Consider the following 21,720-nt stretch of genomic DNA (forward strand, 5'->3'; position numbering starts at 1 on the left):
ACATCAAAACGGATCAAACGGGGATGAGCATCGCGGGTGGCGGTGCGCGTAACGGAAAGCTCAACTCAGCCCGCGTGATTGCGCCTGGCGGCGGATGGCGTCCAGCTTCTGGGAGTACCGCGTTGCCAGCTCGGCGGGGTAAGGCCGCAGCTCGCCATAGTCCCCCGGTCGAATCTCGACGCCATCGAAACGAACGTTGCGGCGAGTGATGTTGCGTATGAAGACGCTTGCCAGGCCCATCTGGCGCACATGGTCCTGAATGCGGAGAACGCGCAGCTTGCCGTCGACCAGGACGGCTACCCCGACGGTGGTCTGCTTCAGTGAGGAATGGGCACGCATCATCACCTCGCTCCAATCCAGGCGCAGCAGGAATATGTGCCTTTCGCCCTGCCTCGCGTCCGCCACGGCCTCGGCCAGCGGCGCGGCAAGCAGAACAGCGTATTCGAGGCTGTTGATATCGCGCTCGTCCAAGAGTGCCTTGCAGGTGTGCTCCCAGGACCAGGCCGGATCCAGATCCACATGCCTTAGCGTGGTGATTCTCTCCATATCGAGAGCCGGCAGGCCGAATCGCAGTTCGCAGAAGGTGACGAACGGCTTGCCGTAAGTGGGCGAGCCCACCGCCCAGGCGATCCGGAATACCGGCGACCAACTCCATTGCCTGAAGGCGTTCATCCAGCCGCGGTTGTCCGGGTGGTCCCAGGCCTTTTCGAAGTCGAGATCGTGATAGACCGACTCCATCAGCCGGATGAGCTCCTGGCAGAAATAGAAGCAGGCACGAAATTCATCGTTTTCTGGAAGCGCGACCAACTCCGAGGGGTCCGCCTTGGGACGGGTGCGCGCCATGTCGTCCCACGCAGGGTACAGATGCCCATCGAGCGCCGATAACGCCGGCTCCTTTCGCAACTTGGCGAACAGCAGCGCCATCGCACGAGCGTGCTTGGAGAAATGCCTTTCGACCCCCTTGAGAGGCGCGACCCACTGATATCGAAGTTCGCGCAGAAAAGAATCCTTCAGGCCGGAGCGCGCCAGGCCAAAGACGGCGCCGCTGTCTATCTGGTTTTCTGCCTTCGCACGCTCGATGACCTTGTCCAAAACCGTCGCGGCGATGCCACGCCCCAGGCGGCGGTAACTCTCGAACTGCGCCTCGTCGAAGTATTGATCGGCGGTCGATTCGTGCGGGAACGTGGGATGTACCCGCGCGTAGTAGGCGACATCGGCCGTTTCGTCACCTGCCAGGCTGGGCTTTATGTAGAGGATGGTTCCGACCTCTTCCGTTGCAGTGCCGCTCCGGCCATACCTGACGGTACCGAGCGCGCAATGCCTCCGGGCCCGGCCGTCCGCCCCGCGCCGCAGCGCCGACACATCCAGATCGATGTCGCAGCCGAAGTCCGTGCGGCATTTGTGGATGGCGTTGCCCAGGTCGGCGAAAAGGCCGTCCGGATCGGCCGTACTGTCGACGCACAGGATGAACTCGCACCGGCGCCGCACGAGTTCGTAGATGCCGAGGTTCTCGAAATGGCCGCCGTCCGACAGATAGATGTAGCTATCCTCTTCGCGGGTTCGGCCAAGCATTTCGCGAACGAGCCATTTTCCATAGAACGTTATTTGCGGCGCCTTCCTGGGCGAGGAGCGGTCGAATCCCGGGTTGGGCAGCCACCAACCGAGGCGGGCATCGAACAGGGTGAGCAGCAAGGTCACCGACGGCGAGCTGTGATACCCCATGTTGGGGCTCACCGCCGCTCCCGAGATGGCCAATGCGCTGCCAAGCATCATGGTTTGCGCCAGGCGGGTGTCGCCTGACCGCCTGTCGCCCGACCGCCTGTCGCCGACCGCCGTGGCGTCGGGATGGGAAGGAGGCGGCACGTAGCCGCTGTATTTCGGGGTAAATACGAAGGACGCGGCCTTCCTGTCCTGCCAGTCCAGTTGCTTGGCGTCGACGAGGTTCAAGGTGGTGCCAATGAGCGGGAATAGCGGACGCCTTCCATCGGCGTCGCGCCCGCCGTCGGTCACCTCGGCCAGCAGTATGTCGTCGCTCGTGTCGAAATTCGTGGTCGGTTCGGGATCCCGCGCGGGGTTGCTCGCGCCGAGGTAACAGCGCACCAGACGATTCCGGTAGAACGCATTCATGCTGAACTCGTTGAGGTCGACGAGGCTGCCGAAAAGGACCCAGATCGCCAACATGGTGGCCAATGCCATCAGCAACTGCGGCCAGCCATCCCTGGCGAGCAATGCCAGCCCATCGAGACCGCTGCAGGACGGCGCGAAACGGCCGGCCCAACATCCGGTGTCGACGATCCGCTGCATGAGCGATCGGGCAGACCAGCTGACGGCAATCAGCAGCCCCATCAGAAAGACGGTGGGTGCGGCCCTGGCCAGGCAGTTCAGTGCCAGCGAGCGCGCCCGGGCATCAAAGCTCTTCTGGCTGTAAGCCGCCAATACGCCCACGCCGGTCGCTGCCAGCCAGACGCCGACGGAGATCCAGCCGGTTATGTGCAGCATGCGGCCGAGCTGGTCGACCATCAGCCAGGGGACGTAAACCATCATGGCCAGGACCCCCGCCCAGGCGAGGACGGCCGCCGCCGCTTTCCCGGCCACCCGCGCCCACATTTCCCGCTGCAGGTCGGTCAGGGCAGGCCCCGCCAGCCCCACGTGGACCACGCCGGTCACCATGACCGCAGCCAGCACACAAGCGGGACCGAACGCGATGACGTGCCAGAAACTGCTCGCAAACCAACCTACCGCGAGCATGCGGAGGCCCGCCACCGTTACCCCCGCCAACAGTGATGCCGCGATCGTGGCACCGAGAAACCGGAGGGCAAGGTGGCGCTGGGAAGCCTGCTCGCCCTGCAGAGGCAGGTTGCTCCCGATCGGCGCGAATTTTTCGAGCCAGATCAACCAGACAACCATGTAGCAGGCACTGGTGAGCCCCATCAGCACGTAGTTGAAGTGCGCGTTCGGGCGCCCCGCATGACCCGGTGCCCACAACCCCAGCGCACAGAGAATGGACGCACCCGCCACCAGCCAGATGATCACCAGCGCCTGCCTGAGTACCTGCCTGGTTGGCTGCTCCTCTTCGGGATCGCCCAGCGGATTGGAAGGAACCTGCACTTTGGGCCGGGCTGCGTGCTGCGGAGAACTGGCGGGTGAACTTATTCGCCGTAAAAGGATTCCCGCGACCACGGCGCAGGCGCCTGCCAGGAAAAGGCAGGCCACCCGGAAATCCCTACCCAATACGAGCAGCGGCTGGTACAGCAGAAGCAAGGAGAGACTCAGCGCGTACGCCAGCGCGAAGAGCTGGATCTGTATCAATACGACGTTGCGCAGGTAGGTCCCCAGCATTCCCAGCGTGTCCCCCGAAAGCAGGTCCTTCCTGGGACTGAGGTAATTGCTGTACTCACGAAGGTGCCTGACGGGCCGCTGCAGGTGCCGCACGAAATAAGCACCTTGAGCCGGCGCGCCGGGGTTCTCCGGACCGGCAGCCCGGGGTGGGTCATCGTCTGGCGGCACGCCCGGCGAGTCGGAGCTCTGCCCCACATGGGAGGCCAGGATGTCCATCGCCCGGTCCACTCCACCACGATGGATCAGTCCCTGCAGGAAGGCCCCCGCGTAGCCGCCACCGGAAATGGTGGACAGGTAGTGGAAGGAGCGCAGAAGCCCGCTGTCGGCGAGCGCCTGCAGCACGCCAAGCGAAAACGTTGCGCTTCGTATGCCACCACCGGACAGGGCGATCCCCCACGGCTTCACCTCCCCGATGGGCCGGGATGGACAGCCATGGGTGGCTTCGGCCTTCCGGGAACCGCCCATGATGAAGGCGAGCTCTTCCTCCTTGATGCGTTCGCCCAGCTCGGGATCGGGCGCAGGGGTGTTGAGCATGGGGTAGCCCTCCGTGCAGGCCGCACGCGCAAGGCAGCCTCAGGGGTGGATCACCCTCGGCGGCCCGATTGCCTCCCCCTCTGGCCGTGGCATTGCACTCCGGGGCGCCGAAAATCCACATGCAAGGCGGGTGAAGTGCGAGCGGAGGCCTTCGCGAAGCTTCCGGCAAAGCCAGGGCCAGCCCGGCAGCGGGGGCTCAAGGCCACGAAAGCCGGATGGCCACCAGCACGGCAGCGGCGAACGCGCCGGCGACCACATCGTCAGCCATCACGCCGAGGCCGCCTTTGAAGTGACGATCCAGCCAGCCGATCGGCCATGGCTTCCACACGTCGAACAGGCGGAACAGGCCGAAGCCGACCGCCACCATCCACCAGGGCGCCGGCCACAGGAGCAGCGGCAACAGGGCCAGCCACTGGCCGACGAACTCGTCCCACACCAGGCTGCGGTGGTCGTCCACGGCCAGCGCCCGTCCGGCCACGCTGCAGGCCCACACACCAAGCGCAAAGGCCAGGGCGAGCACCAGCGCATAAAGCGGCAGGGCGAGGTGGCGCAGCGCCAGCCAGGGCAGGATCGCCGCCAGCGAACCGGCGGTGCCCTGGGCCACCGGTGCCAGCCCCGAGCCCAGGCCGCAGGCGAGCCAGCCGGCGGGCGAGGCCAGCAGGCGGCGGCGCTGGTCGGGAGTGAGGTGCTTCCTGTCTGTCATGACGGATCCGGTGTGGCGCGTGCCGGGGCGGCAGGCGCTGTCAGGGGTGGAAATGATCCCAGCCACTTCGCGCGCCGGCCAGCGGTGCGCCACCGATCGCCCGCACGCCATGGCCCTCGGTGATCAGGCCGATGCGGGTTGCATGGCCACCCACCTCGGCCAGGGCCGCGTGCATGGCGCCGACCGAGGCGGGAGCCACGGTGAAGCACAGCTCGTAATCGTCCCCGCCGGAGAGGGCCAGCTCGCGTGCGGCGGCGTTGCCGAACACCCCCCGAAGCGCGGGCGAAAGCGGCAGGGCATCGAGGTCCAGTTCGGCGCCAACGCCGCTGGCGGCGCAGACGTGGCCCAGGTCGGCGAGCAGGCCGTCGGAAACATCGATGCAGGCATTGGCGTGCCCGCGCAGCGCCATGCCCGTACGCACCCGTGGCGTGGGGCGATCCAGCCGCGTGCGCAATGCGCGATGCGACTCGTCCGCCGGATCGAACGGCACCTTGCCCTGTACCAGCCGCAGGCCGCCGGCCGCGCCGCCGAGCGAGCCGGTGACGAACACCACATCGCCCACGCGTGCGCCGCCGCGGTCCAGCGCCTGCCCCGGCGGCACGAAACCATGCACGGCGACGCTCAGGCAGAGCGGACCATGCGTGGTATCGCCGCCGACCAGCGCCACGCCGTGCTCGCGCGCCAGCTGCGCGAAGCCCTCGGCCAGATCGTCGACGTAGGCTGGATCGGCCCGTGGCAAGGTCAGCGCGAGCAGTGCCCAGGCCGGCGTCGCACCCATCGCGGCGAGGTCGGACAGGTTCACCGCCAGCGCCTTCCAGCCGATGTCGCGCGGTGAGGTGCCGTGCGGGAAGTGCACGCCCTCCACCAGCGTATCGATCGCCACCGCCAGGTGCTGGCCCGGCGGCACCGCGAGCACGGCGGCGTCGTCACCGATGCCCAGCCGCACGTCCTCGCGCGCCAGCGCGGTGCGTTCGCGGATGCGGTCGATCAGGCGGAATTCCATGGCGTGGCCGTCGGGGTCGGAACGCGCAAGCAGAGCATCCGCACGCACGCGATTGCAAGCCTCGGCGCGACGTCCCGACCCGGCTCGCGCACGACGCTTACCGTCAGATGCAGGTCGGCGGTCGCCGCCCGGACGAGACGGGAGCTAGCGTGCGCCCTTCTCCGCCGCGCGCAGGTCGCCGGCGAGCTTGTCCAGCACGCCGTTGACGTAGCTGTGCCCGTGGTCGGCGCCGAAGCGCTTGGTCACTTCGATCGCCTCGTTGATCACCACGCGGTAGGGCACGTCGAGACGGTACTTCAGCTCGTACGCGGCCAGCCGCAGTGCGGCGCGCTCGATCGGATCGATCTGCGCCACTTCGCGGTCGACGTAGGGCTTGAGCGCGGTGTCCAGCTCGTCCACGTGCTGCTCGACACCGTGCAGGAGATCCTCGAAGTACTCCTGGTCGGCCACTTCCATGTCCTGCTCGTGGCGGAACTGGTCGATCACCGCCTTCATGTGGCTGCCCGACAGCTGCCAGGCGTAGAGCGCCTGCAGTGCGCGGCGGCGGGCGCGCGAACGCGCGGCCAGGTCGATGCCCTGCGGAGCGCTCATCACAGCTTCCCGTACAGGTTGGCCATTTCCAGCGCGGCGAGCGCCGCGTCGGCGCCCTTGTTGCCCGCCTTGGTACCGGCCCGCTCGATCGCCTGTTCGATGCTGTCGGTGGTGAGCACGCCGAACGCCACCGGTACGCCCGAAGCGTAGGCGGCCTGCGCCAGCCCCTTGGCGCACTCGCCGGCGACATAGTCGAAATGCGGGGTGGAACCGCGGATCACCGCGCCCAGCGCGATCACTGCGGCATAGCTGCCCGAGTTGGCGAGCTTGTGTGCGGCCAGCGCGATTTCCCACGCGCCCGGCACGCGGACCAGGTCGATCGCGTCGTCCTTCACGCCGTGGCGCACCAGCGCATCGCGCGCACCGGCCACCAGCGGCTCGACGACGAAGCCGTTGAAGCGGCCGGCGACGATGGCGAAGCGGCCCGTGGGCGTGGCGAAGTCGCCTTCGATGGTCTTCATTGCGGATCCTTGGACAGACGGGAAGCCCTTGCGGGGCCGGGTATTTTACGGGTTTGGCGGCAAGGCTGCCCAGAACCGTGCTCCCTGCCCTCACTGCCTGGGGAGGGTTGGGGTGGGATGCTCTTTGCGCGCTGCGGGAGCTACTTCCTCCCAGCCTCCCCCTGCAAGCGGGGGAAGGAGCCGAAATGGGGGTAGCCGGTGTATTCCAGCCGCGCCTCGCCGCCGCTGGCGCGCAGCCGCGCCTGGCCGCCGAACGGCAGGGTGAGCTGCCGCGCGGCATGCCCGTGCGGCAGGCCATGGATCACCGGGATGCCGGCGATCCGTGCCAACTGGCCGAACGTCTCGTCCAGGTCGTAGCCGTTGTCGCGCGGCCCCGGCCGGCAGGCGTGGAAATCTCCAACGACCAATGCCCGCTGCCTCGCGAGCACGCCGGCCAGCTTGAGCTGGTAGAACAGCCGCTCGATGCGGAACGGTGGCTCGCCCAGGTCCTCGACGAACAGGATGCCGCCCTCGATGGCCGGAAAGTAGGGCGTGCCCAGCAGGCTGCACAGCACCGCCAGGTTGCCGCCCCACAGCATGCCCTGCACGTCCACCTCGCCGTCGCCGGCGTGGGACCAGGTGGCCTCGGAGCCTTCCGTGGCGAGCGTGCGCCAGAAGCATTCCCAGGTGAATGTCGGGAACGGCTCGGCGCCCAGGTCCGCCAGCAAGGGGCCGGCGAAGCTGCGCACGCGGCTCTGCGCGTACAACGCCAGCTGCAGCGCGGTGAAGTCGCTGTGGCCGACCAGCGCGAGACTGGAGCCGGCCAGGCGCTCGCGCAGGGCGCCGTAATCGAGTTGACCGAGCAGGCGCGCGGCGCCGTAGCCGCCGCGGGTGACCAGGGCGATGTCCGGCAGATCGTCGAGAGTGGCGAGTGTGTTGATATCGGCCGCACGTTCGGCATCGGTGCCGGCGAAGCGCAGTTGCGCGCGTTCAAGCACGTCCACGCCCTCGACCGTGCAGCCGGCTTCGCGCAGGCGCGCCACGCCGCGCGCCATGGCGGCGGGGTCGTGGGCGTAGCCGGAAGGGGCGATCAGGCGGATGCGGGCGTGGGCCATGGGGCTTGATGGCAATGGAGTGCGGGTCATCCTAAGGCATGTGGGTCCCGGGTGGCCCTCCGACTCCGCCTGCGGCGCGCGCTCAGGGCGAACGGTGTCCTCTTTGCCGTTCGCCCTGAGCGTAGGCCCGAAGGGCCGAAGTCGAAGGACCGCCCGCGTCACACGTACCCGACCACTTCCAGGTCGAACCCCGCCAGGCCTACCAGCCTGCGCGGCGTTCCCATCACGCACAGCTTGTGGACACCCAGGTCGGTGAGGATCTGCGCACCCAGGCCGAGCTGGCGCCATTCCTGCTGCTGCGCATCCTCCGGCGCCAGCGCGACCGGCTGGCGCTTGAGCCGCGCCAGCAAGGCGTCGGCGGTGTCTTCGCCGGAGAGCACCAGCAGCACGCCGCGGCCTTCGTCGGCAATGCGGCGCAGCGCACTGGTGACGGTCAGGCCCAGATCCTCGCGGGTCAGGTGAAGCACATCCGACAGCGTGTTGCGCACGTGCACGCGGGTCAGTACCGGTGTCCCATCGTCGACCGTGCCGCGCACCAGCGCGTAATGCAGGCCGTGGCGGATGGCATCGTGCCAGGCGACCAGGCGGAACGGGCCGAACTCGGTCTCGACGTCCTCCTCGTGCACGCGCTGGATGGTCTTCTCGGTTTCCAGCCGGTAGCGGATCAGGTCGGCGATGGTGCCGATCTTCAGGCCGTGCTTCTGCGCGAACAATTCCAGCTCCGGCCGGCGTGCCATCGAGCCGTCCTCGTGCAGGATCTCGATCAGCACGGCGGCCGGCTCCAGCCCGGCCAGCGCGGCCAGGTCGCAGCCGGCCTCGGTGTGGCCGGCGCGGGTGAGCACGCCGCCCGGCTGCGCGGTGAGCGGAAAAATGTGGCCCGGTTGCGAGAGATCCTGCGGCCGGGCATCGGACTTGACCGCCACCTGGATCGTGCGCGCGCGGTCGTGCGCCGAGATGCCGGTGGTCACGCCCTCGGCCGCCTCGATCGAGACGGTGAAGTTGGTGTGGTAGGGCGAGGTGTTGTCGCTGACCATGGGCTTGAGGCCGAGCTGGCGCGTGCGCTGCTCGGTGAGGGTCAGGCACAGCAGGCCGCGCGCCTCGCGCACCATGAAGTTGACGTCCTCCGGCCGCACCATCTGCGCGGCCATGACGATGTCGCCCTCGTTCTCGCGGTCCTCGTCGTCGAGGATCACGACCATGCGGCCGGCGCGGAGGTCTTCGAGGATCTCGGGGATGGTGTTGAAAGGCATGGGTCTACCTTGGAGTGAATGTCTCCCTCCCCTGCTTGCAGGGGAGGGCCGGGGAGGGGTTTGCTCTGATCCCGACCAGAGCCCCCACCCAATCTCCCCCTGCCTGGCAGGGGGAGGAGTGGAAGGTCAGGCGAAGCCGTGCTGCTTGAGGAAGGCCTCGTCCAGCCGGGGCGCCTGGCCGCTGCCGATCAGCCGTTCGACGTAGCGCGCGATCACGTCCACCTCGATGTTCACCGCATCGCCCGGTCGGCGGGCGTGGAACGCGGTGTGCTCGACCGTGTGCGGGATCAGGTTCACGCCAAAGCGCGTGCCGGCCACCTCGTTGACCGTGAGGCTGGTGCCGTCGATGCAGATCGAGCCCTTGGCGGCGATGTAGCGCGCAAGGGCTTCCGGCACCTCGAAGGTCCAGCGCTGCGAGCGCGCATCGGGCGTCACCGCGACCACCTTGCCGACGCCGTCGACGTGGCCGGACACCAGGTGCCCGCCCAGCCGGTCGGCCAGGCGTAGCGCCTTTTCCAGATTCACCGGATCGCCGGCCTTGAGCTGGCCCAGCGTGGTCAGTGACAGCGTCTCGTTGGAGACATCGGCGGCGAAGCCGCGCTCGCCAAGCACGATGGCGGTGAGGCACACGCCGGACACGGCGATCGAATCGCCCAGCTGTACGTCGGCCAGGTCGAGGTTCGCGGTGTCGACGTGCAGGCGCACGTCGCCGCCGCGCGGTTCGAGCCGCGCGATGGAGCCCACGGTCTGGATGATGCCGGTGAACATCAGCGCACCTCCCGGCGGGAGGCCGCGCGCATTGGAAAAGCAGGATGGGACATGAAACGTTCTCCGCAAGGATGCAAGCGAGAACGCCCCAAGGCATGAGGCCGACGCGCGGCGCGGGGCCACGCATGCGACCGTCTTCTTTCATCCGGACTGTGAGGATGCCGTTTCGCATCCAACCGTCGGCTCCGGCATCAGACCGGATCTGCTGACCTCCCGCCGGGAAGCGGAAGCGCTCGCGGGCTCGTTCCTTGCGGAACCTACCGCCGGTGGGGAATTTCGCCCCGCCCTGAAGACGTCGATTGCCGGGAGACCCGGCCGCGCAAGTCTAGCATCACGCGCCGGCCCGGGCCTCGGCCAGCGCTTCGGCCAGGTGGTCGATCAGGCGTCGCACCGCCGGCGTACGATCCGCCCCCGGCAGCCACAACAGATGAATCGGCATGGCGGGCAGCTGCCACTCGGCCAGCACCTCCACCAGCTGCCCCGCGGCCACCAGCGCGTCGGCCATGTAGTCGCCCTGCAGGCCAATGCCAACGCCGGCCAGCACGGCGTCGCGGATGGCCTGGGCATCGTTGCAGCTCAGCACCGGGTCGATCCGCACCGAACGCCGGCGGCGGCCCTGGCCGAACGGCCACAGTGTGCCGGTACGGTAGCCGCTGAAGGCGATGCAGCGGTGCGCGCGCAGGTCCGCCGGATCGCGCAGTGCCGGGGCCGAGGCGAGGTAGTCGGGCGTTGCGCAGGGAAAGATGCGCATCGTGCCGACGCGGCGCGCGACCAGCTGGGCGTCCGCGAGCCGGCCCACGCGGATGGCCAGGTCCACCCGGCCCGCCACCATGTCCACGTAGCCGTCGTCGTAGACCGCCTCGATGCGCACGCCGGGATGCGCGCGCATGAAGCTGGCCAGCAGCGGCGCGACCCGGTAGCGGCCGTAATTGGAGGGCAGGTGCACGCAGAGCCGTCCGGCGAGCGCGCCGTCGGCAGGCCGCAGGTCCGTGGCCATATCGACCATCGCCGCTTCCATGCGCTGCCATTGGGCCAGCAGCAGCTCGCCCCGCGCGGTCAGCGCCATGCGCCGCGTGGTGCGCAGGAACAGGCGCTGCCCGACCGCCTCTTCCAGCGCCGCGATGCGCCGGCTGAGCACCGAGGGCGTGCAGCCGACCTCGTGTGCGGCGCGGGAGAAATTGAGCCGCCGCGCGGCGGCCGCGAAGGCCCGCAGCTCGCGCAACCGGGCCGGCGAGAGTTCGAACGATTGATTCATAGGGTGAATAGAAGTTCGTCCATTCGTGTGGATTATCACCATCGCGCGGTGGCCCGACCATAGCTGCCACCTCTCCCACGGAGCCACGCCATGCGTGCCATCGAGCTTTCCGCCTACGATCTGGACCACCTGCAGCAGGTCGACCTCCCCGCCCCGCGCCCCGGCCCGGGCGAAGTGCTGGTCCGCATGGAGGCGGCCTCGCTCAACTTCCGCGACTACATGCTGGTCAGCGGACAGCTGTATCGCGGTGTGCAGCTGCCGATCGTGCCGGTGTCCGACGGCGCCGGCACGGTGCTGGAGGTCGGCGAGGCGGTGACCCGCTTCAAGCCGGGCGACCGCGTCACCACGTTCTACAAGTCGCGCTGGATCGCCGGCGCCATGCGGCCGGAATGGGAGGGCGCGGAAATCGGCGCCCCGTATCCGGGCGTGATGCGCGAGCTGGCCTGCTTCGACCAGTATTCGCTGGCGCGCGCACCGGACCACCTGGACAGCCTGCAGGCGGCCACGCTGCCGATCGCCGCACTCACCGCCTGGCAGGCGCTGGAGGAGGCCCGCATCACCACCGGCCAGACCGTGCTGCTGCTCGGCACGGGCGGCGTATCGCTGTTCGCGTTGCAATTCGCGAAACTGCGCGGCGCGCGGGCGATCGTGCTGTCGTCCAGCGACGACAAGCTGGCGCGCGCCAAGGCGCTGGGCGCCGATATCGGCATCAACTATTCGACGCACCCGCAGTGGGGCGCGCTGATTCGCGAGGCGACCGGCGGCACGGGCGTGGATGCGGTGATCGAGACGATCGGCGCGGCCACCCTGGCGCAATCGCTGGAGGCCGTACGCATGCACGGCTTCATCGCCGTGCTCGGCTGGATCGGCGGGATGGACGCGACACTGCCCGTGTCCCAGGTGGTGCTCAAGCGCGTGCGCGTGCAGGGCATCTCGGTCGCGCCGCTGGAGGCGCACGAGCGGATGGTCGCGGCGATCGAAGCCACCCGGCTGGAGCCGGTGATCGATCGCGTCTTCGGCTTCGCGCAGCTGCGCGAGGCGTTCGAGCATCTGGCCGCGGGTCGCCATTTCGGCAAGCTCGCGATCGATTTCGCCCGCTGAGGACGCGCCGCCATGCGAAATCCATCTGTCCTGCGCCGCGTCGCGCGCGGCTTGCTGCCGACGCTGCTGCTGGCCCTCGCCACGCTCGCGCGCGCTGGCGATGCCGCGCCGGAGATCCGCCTGTACGTCCTCGACTGCGGCCATCTCACGCTGACCGACCTGCGCATGTTCGACGACAGCGGGGCCTCGGACGGCAAGTCGGGCGCGATGGCGGTGCCCTGCTTCCTGATCCGCCACCCGAAAGGCGACCTGCTGTGGGATACCGGCCTGGGCGACGCCATCGCCGCCAGCCCGCAGGGCAAGGAACTCTCGCCGGGCATCCGCGCCACCGTGCCGCACCGGCTGGTCGACCAGCTCCGGCAGTTGGGCCTGGCCCCTGCGGACATCGACTTCCTCGCGTTCTCGCACTGGCACGAGGACCACACCGGCAACGCCAACCTGTTCGGCCACGCCACCTGGATCCTGCAGCGCAGGGAGCTGGCCGCCGCCACCGGCCGCGCGCCCCCGCCGTTCGAGAGCCTGGCCCCCGTCAGCGCCTGGAAGACGGCACGCAAGCGCATCATCGACGGTGACATGAATGTCTTTGGAGACGGCAGCGTGCGCATCCTGCTGATGCCCGGCCATACGCCCGGCCACCAGGTGCTGGAGTTGCGCCTGCCGCATGCCGGCACCGTGCTGCTGGCGGGCGACCTCTATCACAGCCGGGCCAACCGCCGGTTCCGCCGCGTCCCGCGCATCAACGTGGACCGCGCGCAGACGCTGGCCTCCATGCGGCGCTTCGAGGCCATCGCGGCGCGCACCCACGCCAGGGTGGTGATTCCGCACGATCCGCGCGACGTGGCGGCGCTACCGCGCTTTCCCGCCTACCTGCACTGATCCGGCCTGCCGCGGTGGCAGCCGCCGGTCAGGCCGCCGGCCGCAGCTGCAGGCGCAAATCCTGCCCCACCATCCGCTGGTCCAGCACGCGCAGATTCCAGCGCTCGGCCATCGATGCCAGCGGTGGCAACTGCAGCAGCGGCCGCGCCGTGCCGCCGAGCAGCACCGGTGCGACGTACAGCAACAGCTCGTCCGCCAGGCCCTCGGCGAACAGGGCGCCACAAAGCGTGGGGCCGGCCTCGACGTGCAGCTCGTTGATCTCGCGCCGGGCCAGCTCGGCCAGGGCGAGGTGCAGGTCCAGGCGCCCGTCCCGTTCCGGGACCGTGGCGCGCTCGCACGCCGCCAGGTGCGCCGGCACGGTCGCGGCGGGTGCATGGAGGAGCAGGGTCGGCGCCGAGGCGTCGAGCACGTGGCTGCCGGCGGGCGTACGCAACTGCCGGTCAAGGATGACCCGCAGCGGTGCCCGCGGGCGCACGGACCCGCCGTCCCCTTCGCCGGGGCCGGCGCGGCCGTCGGCGTCTTCCCGTGCCGGCAGGCGTGCCGTCAGGCGGGGATCGTCGGCGAGCACGGTGCCGCTGCCGGTGAGGATGGCCGAGCTGCGTGCGCGCCAGTACTGCACGTCGGCCCGCGCGGCCTCGCCGGTGATCCACTTCGACTCGCCATGGGCCAGCGCGGTGCGTCCGTCGATGCTCATCGCCAGCTTCACCCGGACCCAAGGGCGGCCGCGCTCGATGCGGCTGAAGAAGCCGATGTTGAGTTCCCGCGCGGGCTCGCGCAGCAGCCCGTCCTGCACCGCGATGCCGGCCGCGCGCAGCCGCTCGATACCCTGTCCCGCCACCTGCGGAAACGGGTCCTCCGCCGCGATCACCACGCGCGCGACACCGGCGGCGACCAGCGCATCGGCGCACGGCGGCGTGCGGCCGTGATGGGCGCAGGGCTCCAGAGTCACGTAGGCGGTGGCGCCCCGGGCCGCCGACCCCGCCTCGCGCAGCGCGAACACCTCCGCGTGCGGTTCGCCCGCGCGCCGGTGCCAGCCGCTGCCGACCACCCGCTCACCGTGCGCGATCACGCAACCCACGCGCGGGTTCGGCTGGGTGGAATGGAGCCCGCGTTCGGCCAGGCGCAGGGCATGCGCCATGTGCAGGTGGTCGATGCTGGAGAACGCGTCGGTCATGCCCGGAGTGTCCATGGCGGAAGGGTCGCCGGGAGGGCACAGTCCACCGGCGCGAAGGGCCCGCGATTATTTGCCGGGCCGTTTGCTGCCGCCCAGCAGCGGCAGTTGCAGCCCATCCAGGCCCGGCAGGTCCCGCTCGAGCTTTTCGATCTCCTCGCGGAAGGCCTGCACGTCCTCGAACTTGCGGTAGACCGAGGCGAAACGCACATACGCCACCTGGTCGAGCTTCTTCAGCTCGCGCATCACCAGTTCGCCGACCTGGCGCGAGGGCACTTCGCGCTCGCCGCTGCGGCGCAGGTCGTTGACGATTTCGCGCACGGCCTGGTCGACGTCGTGGCTGGCGACCGGCCGCTTCTGCAGCGCCCGCTCGAAGCTCGTTCGCAGCTTGCGCTCGTCGAACGCCTCGCGCCGCTGGCCGCTCTTGACGATCGCCGGCAGCTTGAGCTCCGCCGTCTCGAACGTGTTGAAGCGCTCGCCGCACTGCGGGCACTCGCGACGACGGCGCACGGTGGCGCCGTCCTCGGTCAGCCGCGAATCGATCACGCGGGTGTCTTCGTGCTGGCAGAAAGGGCAATGCATCCGGGAACGATCAGCCGTAGACCGGGAACTTCCTGCACTGCGCCTCGACCTTCTCGCGCACCCTGGCGATCACCGCCTCGTCGCCCGGCGCGTCGAGCACGTCGCACAGCCAGTTGGCCAGCTCCACGCAGTCGGCTTCCTTGTAGCCGCGGGTGGTCACGGCCGGGGTGCCCACGCGCAGGCCCGAGGTGACGAAGGGCTTCTGCGGGTCGTTCGGCACGGCGTTCTTGTTGACCGTGATGTGCGCCTTGCCCAGTGCGGCCTCCGCGTCCTTGCCGGTGACGCCCTTGCCGATCATGTCGACCAGCATCAGGTGGTTCTCGGTGCCGCCCGACACGATCTTGTAGCCGCGCTCGATGATGGTCTTCGCCATCGCCTGCGCGTTCTTGACCACCTGCGCCTGGTAGGTCTTGAAGCCCGGCTCCAGCGCCTCCTTGAACGCCACCGCCTTGGCGGCGATCACGTGCATCAGCGGGCCGCCCTGGATGCCCGGGAAGACGATCGACTGCAGCTTCTTCTCGATTTCCTCGCCCGGATCCTTGGCCACGATGATGCCGCCGCGCGGGCCGCGCAGGGTCTTGTGGGTGGTCGAGGTGACCACGTGCGCGTGCGGCAGCGGGTTCGGATACACGCCGGCGGCGACCAGGCCAGCCACGTGGGCCATGTCGACGAAGAAGATCGCGCCGACCGAATCGGCGATCTCGCGCATGCGCTTCCAGTCGACCACCTGCGAGTAGGCCGAGAAACCGCCGACCAGCATCTTCGGCTTGTGCTCGCTGGCCAGGCGCTGGACTTCGTCGTAGTCGATCAGGCCCTTGTCATCCACGCCGTACTGCACGGCATTGAACAGCTTGCCGGAGATGTTGACCTTGGCGCCGTGGGTCAGGTGGCCGCCGTGGGCGAGCGACATGCCCAGGATGGTGTCGCCGGGCGAGAGCAGCGCCAGGTACACCGCCTGGTTGGCCTGCGAACCCGAATGCGGCTGCACGTTGGCGTAGGTGGCGCCGAACAGCTGCTTGACGCGCTCGATGGCCAGGCGCTCGGCCACGTCCACGTACTCACAGCCACCGTAGTAGCGCTTGCCCGGGTAGCCCTCGGCGTACTTGTTGGTCAGCACCGAGCCCTGCGCCTCCATCACGCGCGGGCTGGCGTAGTTCTCCGAGGCGATCAGCTCGACGTGGTCCTCCTGGCGGCGCGCTTCGTCGGCGATGGCCTTGGCCAGCTCGGGGTCGAAGCCTTCGATCGTGCAATCCTTCGGGAACATGCGTCGCCTCGGTGTCGGGTGCGGGGATGAGCCGAAAAGTGTAGCCCTCGTGGGCATTCACAGCCACCGCGGCCACTTGCGCGCAGATCACGTACACCGTACCGTACACCGCACGCAACCCAAGGACCGATCCCCATGACACCTGCCTTCCGCGCCCGCCTTGCGCGCCCGCTCGCCTGCGGCCGTCGCCTCCGGCCTCTGCTGGCCGCCGCGCTGCTGCTGATTCCGCTGGCTTTGGCCGCGGCACCCGCCGCGGGCGTGGGCATCCGCCCGATCTCGTTCCCCGACCCGGTCAACCACGGCCACACGCCGGGTTTCGTGTTCTATCCCTCGACCGCATCGACGCACGGCACCACGGCCATCGGCCCCTATGACGTCGCGGCGACGCCGGGCGCCCCGGTCGCTGCCGGCCACTGGCCGCTGGTCGTGATCTCGCACGGCCACGGCGGCTCGGACCTGGGCCACCACGACCTGGCCAGCTACCTCGCCCGGCATGGCTTCGTCGTGGCCACCTTCGAGCAACCCAAGGACAACTTCCACGACATGAGCGGCACCGGCCATGCGACCGTGCTGGGAGGGCGCGCCATCGAGGTGCACGCGGTCATCAGTGCGCTGCTTGCCGACCCGCAGTGGAAGTCGCGGATCGATCCGGCACGTATCGGCGTGAGCGGGTTTTCGGCCGGCGGCTACGCCAGCCTGCTGGTGGTCGGGGCCAAGCCACGGTTCGATCGCTTCCTGACCTATTGCCAGCGCCACCCGGACGACGTCGACACCTGCGAAGCGGCGCAGAAGCTTTCGGCGCAGGCGGCTGCCAGCTACCTCGCCGACCTGCAGCGGCACTTCACGCGCTGGGGGCCCACCGCCGACCCGCGCGTGAAGGCCGCTTTCGTGATGGCACCGCTGGCGCTCGTGTTCGACGCGGGCGGCGCCGCGGCGATCGATCGCCCGATCGATCTCTGGTATGCCGAAAACGACCACGTGCTGCTGCCCTCGGCGAACGCGCTGCACCTGCGTGCACTGGCCCGGACCGTCGTACGCACGCACACCGTGCCGAAGGCCGACCACTGGGTCTTCCTGGCGCCCTGCTCCGCGGCACTGGCGAAGGACGCCGGCCCGATCTGCAGCGACCCGCCGGGTGTGGATCGCGCCCAGGTCCATGCGCGCATCCTCGCGGACGCGCTGGCGTTCTTCCGCAAGACCCTCCACGTGCGCTGACATGCCCAAGGCGCTCAGCCCGCAGGAGACCGAGGCCTTCCGCGAACGGATCTGCCAGGCCGCCGCGCGGCTGTTCGTGGAGGAAGGCCCGGGCGCCGTCAGCATGCGCCGCATCGCCGCCGAACTCGGTTGCGGCACGATGACGCCGTACCGCTACTTCGCCGGCAAGGAGGAGATCATCACGGCCGTGCGTACCCGCGGCATGCACCGCTTCTCCGAGGCGCTGGAGCGCGCGCTCGACAGCCCCGGCGACGGCCGCACCCGCAGCCGGGCGGTGCGCGATGCCTACATCGCCTTCGCCCGCCGCGAGACCGACACGTACCGGTTGATGTTCGAGTACCCGGAGACCCATCGGGACGACCCGGCGTACCGGGAAGCGCACGCGCGCATGTGGCGCACGATCGCCGCCCACGTGGAAGTGCTCACGGCCGAAGGCGCGGTCGAGGCGGATGCGCCGATCCTCGGCCACCAGATCTGGGCCGCGTTGCACGGGGCCGTGATGCTGGAGATCGCCGGCCTGCTGCCCGAAGGCTACGACGCCGCGTCGCTGCACACCCGCACCGCCGGCACGCTGTTCGAGGCGGCGCGGCCGCAGCGCCCGACGACCGGCAGCTGAGCGCAGGTCGGTGCCCATCCGCGCTCACTTCCCGCGCCGGCGTCCATCCGGTGGGTGCAGCGCCCACACCATCACGTAGCTGATCACCATCAGCAACAGCCACGAACCGAGCTTGCCCGGCGGCACCATCGACCAGCCATGCCGTTGTGCCGGGTAGAGCCAGGCGCGGCTGAAGGTGCCCACGTTCTCCGCCAGCCAGATGAACAGCGCCACCAGCACGAAGCCGACCAGCAGCGGCATGCGCCGGTGCACGCGGCGGATGCGGTAGTGCACCCAGGTGCGCCGGAACAGCAAGGCCAGCGCGACGAACAGCAACGCCCGTGCATCCGGCAGGTAATGATGGGCGAAGAAATTGAGGTAGATCCCGAACGCCAGCACGGCGGCGGGGGCCAGGCGCGGGTGCCCGGTGAAACGGAAATCGAACAGCCGCCAGGCGCGCGCGATGTAGCTGCCCACCGCGGCGTACATGAAGCCGGAGAACAGCGGCACCCCGCCCAGGCGCAGCAGCGATGCCTCCGGGTAGGTCCAGGAGCCCACCGCGGTCTTGAACAGCTCCATCAGCGTGCCGACCACGTGGAACAGCGCGATGACCCGCGCCTCGCGCGGGGTTTCCAGCCCGCTGGCGAGCAGTGCGAGCTGGATGCCCAGTGCGGCAAGGGTGAGGAAGTCGTAACGCGCCAGCGGCGCGCCCGCCGGATACCAGCGCCAGGTCGCCAGCAGCAGCGCCACCATCAGTCCGCCGAACAGGCACGCCGAGGCCTGCTTGATCCCGAAGCAGGCGAACTCCACCAGGAACACGACCCAGCGCCGCCGCGGCTGCCACCACAGGCGGCGCATGATGGCGGGACGGGGCATCGAACGATCGGTCAGGGCCATCGGCGCTTTCCCAGGAGGCGACGCGCCAGCCTCGCCGGGCCGGGTGGCACGGCGGTGGCGCCCACGGGGCAGCGCGGGTGCGGATCGATGGCTTGCCGTGGACGCGCCAGCTGCTATACCGGTCGCCTCGCACCGCGCCGGAGGGATGTCATGCAAGCACGCACACTCGGCCGCCATGGCCCGCAGGTCTCGGCCCTGGGCCTGGGCTGCATGGGCATGTCCGATCTCTACGGCGAGGCCGACCGCGGCGAAAGCATCGCCACCGTCCATGCCGCGCTGGAAGCGGGTGTCACCCTGCTCGACACCGGCGACTTCTATGGCATGGGCCACACGAGCTGCTGCTGGCCGAAGCGCTCGCCGGCCGGCCGCGCGACAGCTACGTCCTGAGCGTGAAGTTCGGCGCGCAGCGCGGGCCCGACGGCGCCTGGCTGGGTTACGACGCCCGGCCACAGGCGGTCAAGAGCGCGCTGGCCTATACGTTGCGCCGCCTGCGCACCGACTACGTGGACATCTACCGGCCCGCCCGGCTGGACCCGGCCGTGCCGGTCGAGGACACCGCCGGCGCCGTGGGCGAGCTGATCCAGGCCGGCTACGTGCGCCACTTCGGGTTGTCCGAGGTGGGTGCCGATACCCTCCGCCGCGCCCACGCGGTCACGCCGGTGGCCGACCTGCAGATCGAGTACTCGCTGATCTCGCGCGGCATCGAGGACGCGATCCTGCCGGCCTGCCGCGAACTGGGCATCGGCCTGACCGCCTACGGCGTGCTCTCGCGCGGGCTGATCAGCGGGCACTGGTCGAAGGACCGCCAGCCGCAGCCACGTGATTTCCGCCAGCACAGCCCGCGCTTCCAGGGCGCCAACCTCGGGCACAACCTGGAACTGGTCGATCGCCTGCGCGCGCTCGCCCGGTCGCGCGGTGCCAGCGTCGCGCAGCTGGCGATCGCCTGGGTGCTGGCGCGGGGGGACGACATCGTGCCGCTGGTCGGCGCCCGGACCCGGCCACGGCTGGAGGAGGCGCTCGGCGCGCTGGCCGTGTCACTGGGCAGCGACGACCTGGCCGCGATCGAGGCGGCGGTGCCACCGGGCGCCGCCGCCGGCGAGCGCTACGCTCCCGCCCAGATGGCGATGCTCGACAGCGAAAGGCGCTGAGGCGCAGCCCCCGCGTACGGCTTGAACGCCGGGGCGGCGGCCGCCATGTCTCCCACCTGACCGCGGCCCTGCGGCAACGGTGCCCGCACCTGCGGCCGGACCGGCCGAGCCGCTATACTGAACGTTTATCGACGCCCTCGCCCTGCCCGCTGCCGCGGGCGGCCGCGGCGTACGCCTCCGGAGGTTCCATGCAGTACATCTACACCATGAACGGGGTGAGCAAGACCGTTCCGCCGAAGCGCCAGATCATCAAGGACATCTCGCTCAGCTTCTTCCCCGGCGCCAAGATCGGCCTGCTGGGCCTGAACGGCGCGGGCAAGTCCACGGTGCTCCGGATCATGGCCGGCGTGGATACCGATTTCCAGGGCGAGGCGCGCCCGCAGCCGGGCATCAAGGTCGGCTACCTGGCGCAGGAGCCGCAGCTCGACCCGGACAAGACCGTGCGCGAAGTGGTCGAGGAAGGCGTGCACGAGATCCTCGACGCGCAGAAGCGCCTGGAAGAGGTCTACGCCGCCTACGCCGAGGAAGGCGCCGACTTCGATGCGCTGGCCAAGGAACAGGAACAGCTGGAGAACCTGCTCGCCGCCAACGATGCGCACGCGCTGGAGCGCCAGCTGGAAGTGGCCGCCGACGCGCTGCGGCTGCCGCCGTGGGATGCCAAGGTCGGCCCGCTCTCCGGCGGCGAGAAGCGCCGTGTCGCGCTGTGCCGCCTGCTGCTGTCCAAGCCGGACATGCTGCTGCTCGACGAGCCGACCAACCACCTGGACGCCGAGTCGGTCGACTGGCTGGAGAAATTCCTGCAGGACTACCCCGGCACCGTGGTGGCGGTCACCCATGACCGCTACTTCCTGGACAATGCCGCCGAGTGGATCCTCGAGCTCGACCGCGGCCGCGGCATCCCGTGGAAGGGCAACTACACCGAGTGGCTGGAACAGAAGGACCAGCGCCTCAAGCAGGAAGCCCAGCAGGAGAAGTCGCGCCAGAAGGCGATCGAGAAGGAACTGGAGTGGATCCGTTCGGCGTCCAAGGGCCGCCAGTCCAAGGGCAAGGCGCGCCTGAACCGCTTCGAGGAGCTGAACTCGGTCGAGTACCAGCGCCGCAACGAGACCAACGAGATCTTCATCCCGCCGGGCGAGCGCCTGGGCAACGAGGTGATCGAGTTCAAGCACGTGTCGAAGTCCTTCGGCGACCGCCTGCTGATCGACGACCTGTCGTTCAAGATCCCGGCCGGCGCGATCGTCGGCGTGATCGGTCCCAACGGCGCCGGCAAGTCCACCCTGATGAAGATGATCATCGGCAAGGAAAAGCCCGACGACGGCGAGGTCAAGCTCGGCCACACCGTCAAGCTCGCCTACGTCGACCAGTCGCGCGATGCGCTCGATGCCAAGAACAACGTCTGGCAGGAGGTCTCCGGTGGCTCGGACATCCTCACCATCGGCAACTTCGAGATCCAGTCGCGCGCCTACATCGGCCGCTTCAACTTCAAGGGCACCGACCAGCAGAAGATCGTCGGCAACCTGTCCGGCGGCGAGCGCGGCCGCCTGCACATGGCCAAGACCCTGCTGCAGGGCGGCAACGTGCTGCTGCTCGACGAGCCGTCCAACGACCTGGACGTGGAAACCCTGCGCGCGCTGGAAGATGCGCTGCTGGAGTTCCCCGGCTGCGCGGTGGTCATCTCGCATGACCGCTGGTTCCTGGACCGCATCGCCACCCACATCATCGCCTTCGAGGGCGACTCGCACGTGGAGTTCTTCCCCGGCAACTACAACGAGTACGAAGCCGACAAGAAGCGCCGCCTGGGCGACGAGGCCGGTCCGAAGCGGGTGAAGTACAAGAAGCTGGCGTAAGACCGCTTGCCCCTCCGACCTGCTCC

Annotated in this window: 18 protein-coding genes, 1 pseudogene and 1 riboswitch; of the genes and pseudogenes, 6 read left to right on the top strand and 13 right to left on the bottom strand. The window is 69.3% G+C overall.

What is annotated here, in order from left to right; genetic code table 11:
- Positions 1-60 precede the first annotated feature (60 nt).
- The 9 genes from VFH59_RS18100 to VFH59_RS18140 all read right to left on the bottom strand — a co-directional run bounded on the left by VFH59_RS18100 (position 61) and on the right by VFH59_RS18140 (position 10,998).
- Entirely contained in the window at positions 61-3,873 is a 3,813-nt protein-coding gene (locus VFH59_RS18100; protein WP_325166323.1) for a hypothetical protein, read from the bottom strand.
- Between the two features lie 196 nt (positions 3,874-4,069).
- Complete coding sequence (locus VFH59_RS18105; protein WP_325166324.1) at positions 4,070-4,576, bottom strand: phosphatidylglycerophosphatase A; 507 nt, start codon at positions 4,574-4,576, stop codon at positions 4,070-4,072.
- 40 nt (positions 4,577-4,616) lie between these two features.
- A complete protein-coding gene (gene thiL / locus VFH59_RS18110; RefSeq protein ID WP_325166381.1) occupies positions 4,617-5,579 on the bottom strand; it encodes a thiamine-phosphate kinase in 963 nt (320 codons plus the stop codon).
- A gap of 144 nt (positions 5,580-5,723) precedes the next feature.
- Positions 5,724-6,170 (bottom strand): transcription antitermination factor NusB, encoded by a 447-nt coding sequence (gene nusB / locus VFH59_RS18115; RefSeq protein WP_325166325.1) that lies wholly within the window; start codon positions 6,168-6,170, stop codon positions 5,724-5,726.
- A complete protein-coding gene (gene ribE, locus VFH59_RS18120; RefSeq protein ID WP_325166326.1) occupies positions 6,170-6,631 on the bottom strand; it encodes a 6,7-dimethyl-8-ribityllumazine synthase in 462 nt (153 codons plus the stop codon). Before ribE ends, nusB begins: the two co-directional genes overlap by 1 nt.
- A 140-nt stretch (positions 6,632-6,771) precedes the next feature.
- On the bottom strand, positions 6,772-7,725 hold the full coding sequence (locus VFH59_RS18125) for an LD-carboxypeptidase (protein ID WP_325166328.1): 954 nt from the start codon (positions 7,723-7,725) through the stop codon (positions 6,772-6,774).
- A 158-nt stretch (positions 7,726-7,883) separates the two neighbouring features.
- Complete coding sequence (gene ribB, locus VFH59_RS18130; protein WP_325166329.1) at positions 7,884-8,975, bottom strand: 3,4-dihydroxy-2-butanone-4-phosphate synthase; 1,092 nt, start codon at positions 8,973-8,975, stop codon at positions 7,884-7,886.
- 126 nt (positions 8,976-9,101) lie between these two features.
- On the bottom strand, positions 9,102-9,743 hold the full coding sequence (locus VFH59_RS18135) for a riboflavin synthase (RefSeq protein ID WP_325166330.1): 642 nt from the start codon (positions 9,741-9,743) through the stop codon (positions 9,102-9,104).
- 129 nt (positions 9,744-9,872) lie between these two features.
- A riboswitch (FMN riboswitch) is annotated at positions 9,873-10,041 on the bottom strand.
- Positions 10,042-10,074: 33 nt separating this feature from the next.
- Positions 10,075-10,998, bottom strand: a complete 924-nt coding sequence (locus VFH59_RS18140; protein WP_325166331.1) for a LysR family transcriptional regulator — start codon at positions 10,996-10,998, stop codon at positions 10,075-10,077.
- Between the two features lie 90 nt (positions 10,999-11,088).
- Here VFH59_RS18140 and VFH59_RS18145 point away from each other — a divergent pair, with 90 nt between their 5' ends.
- A complete protein-coding gene (locus VFH59_RS18145; protein ID WP_325166333.1) occupies positions 11,089-12,099 on the top strand; it encodes an NAD(P)-dependent alcohol dehydrogenase in 1,011 nt (336 codons plus the stop codon).
- A gap of 12 nt (positions 12,100-12,111) precedes the next feature.
- Positions 12,112-12,975 carry an N-acyl homoserine lactonase family protein gene (locus VFH59_RS18150; RefSeq protein WP_325166334.1) on the top strand — a complete coding sequence of 288 codons (864 nt, stop codon included), beginning with the start codon at positions 12,112-12,114 and terminating at the stop codon, positions 12,973-12,975.
- A 28-nt stretch (positions 12,976-13,003) separates the two neighbouring features.
- Here the strand turns inward: VFH59_RS18150 and ribD are convergent, their stop codons facing one another.
- The 3 genes from ribD to glyA all read right to left on the bottom strand — a co-directional run bounded on the left by ribD (position 13,004) and on the right by glyA (position 15,992).
- The gene (gene ribD / locus VFH59_RS18155) at positions 13,004-14,149 is read right to left on the bottom strand and encodes a bifunctional diaminohydroxyphosphoribosylaminopyrimidine deaminase/5-amino-6-(5-phosphoribosylamino)uracil reductase RibD (RefSeq protein ID WP_325166335.1); all 1,146 of its coding nucleotides are present in this window, start codon (positions 14,147-14,149) and stop codon (positions 13,004-13,006) included.
- 66 nt (positions 14,150-14,215) lie between these two features.
- Complete coding sequence (nrdR, locus tag VFH59_RS18160) at positions 14,216-14,728, bottom strand: transcriptional regulator NrdR (protein WP_325166336.1); 513 nt, start codon at positions 14,726-14,728, stop codon at positions 14,216-14,218.
- A gap of 10 nt (positions 14,729-14,738) precedes the next feature.
- Complete coding sequence (gene glyA, locus VFH59_RS18165) at positions 14,739-15,992, bottom strand: serine hydroxymethyltransferase (RefSeq protein ID WP_325166337.1); 1,254 nt, start codon at positions 15,990-15,992, stop codon at positions 14,739-14,741.
- Between the two features lie 135 nt (positions 15,993-16,127).
- Here glyA and VFH59_RS18170 point away from each other — a divergent pair, with 135 nt between their 5' ends.
- Positions 16,128-17,207: a hypothetical protein gene (locus VFH59_RS18170; protein WP_325166338.1), complete on the top strand. Its 1,080-nt coding sequence runs from the start codon at positions 16,128-16,130 to the stop codon at positions 17,205-17,207.
- Position 17,208: 1 nt separating this feature from the next.
- Positions 17,209-17,823, top strand: coding sequence for a TetR/AcrR family transcriptional regulator (locus VFH59_RS18175; RefSeq protein ID WP_325166339.1), 615 nt, complete (start codon positions 17,209-17,211; stop codon positions 17,821-17,823).
- Between the two features lie 24 nt (positions 17,824-17,847).
- Here the strand turns inward: VFH59_RS18175 and VFH59_RS18180 are convergent, their stop codons facing one another.
- Positions 17,848-18,678 (bottom strand): DUF817 domain-containing protein, encoded by an 831-nt coding sequence (locus VFH59_RS18180; RefSeq protein WP_325166340.1) that lies wholly within the window; start codon positions 18,676-18,678, stop codon positions 17,848-17,850.
- A gap of 237 nt (positions 18,679-18,915) precedes the next feature.
- Between VFH59_RS18180 and VFH59_RS18185 the strand changes: the two are divergent.
- A pseudogene (locus VFH59_RS18185) lies at positions 18,916-19,847 on the top strand (aldo/keto reductase).
- 188 nt (positions 19,848-20,035) lie between these two features.
- Complete coding sequence (gene ettA / locus VFH59_RS18190; protein WP_325166341.1) at positions 20,036-21,694, top strand: energy-dependent translational throttle protein EttA; 1,659 nt, start codon at positions 20,036-20,038, stop codon at positions 21,692-21,694.
- Positions 21,695-21,720 lie beyond the last annotated feature (26 nt).

Source organism: Frateuria sp., assembly GCF_035695185.1.
In the GTDB taxonomy this organism is placed as follows: Bacteria; Pseudomonadota; Gammaproteobacteria; order Xanthomonadales; family Rhodanobacteraceae; genus Frateuria_A.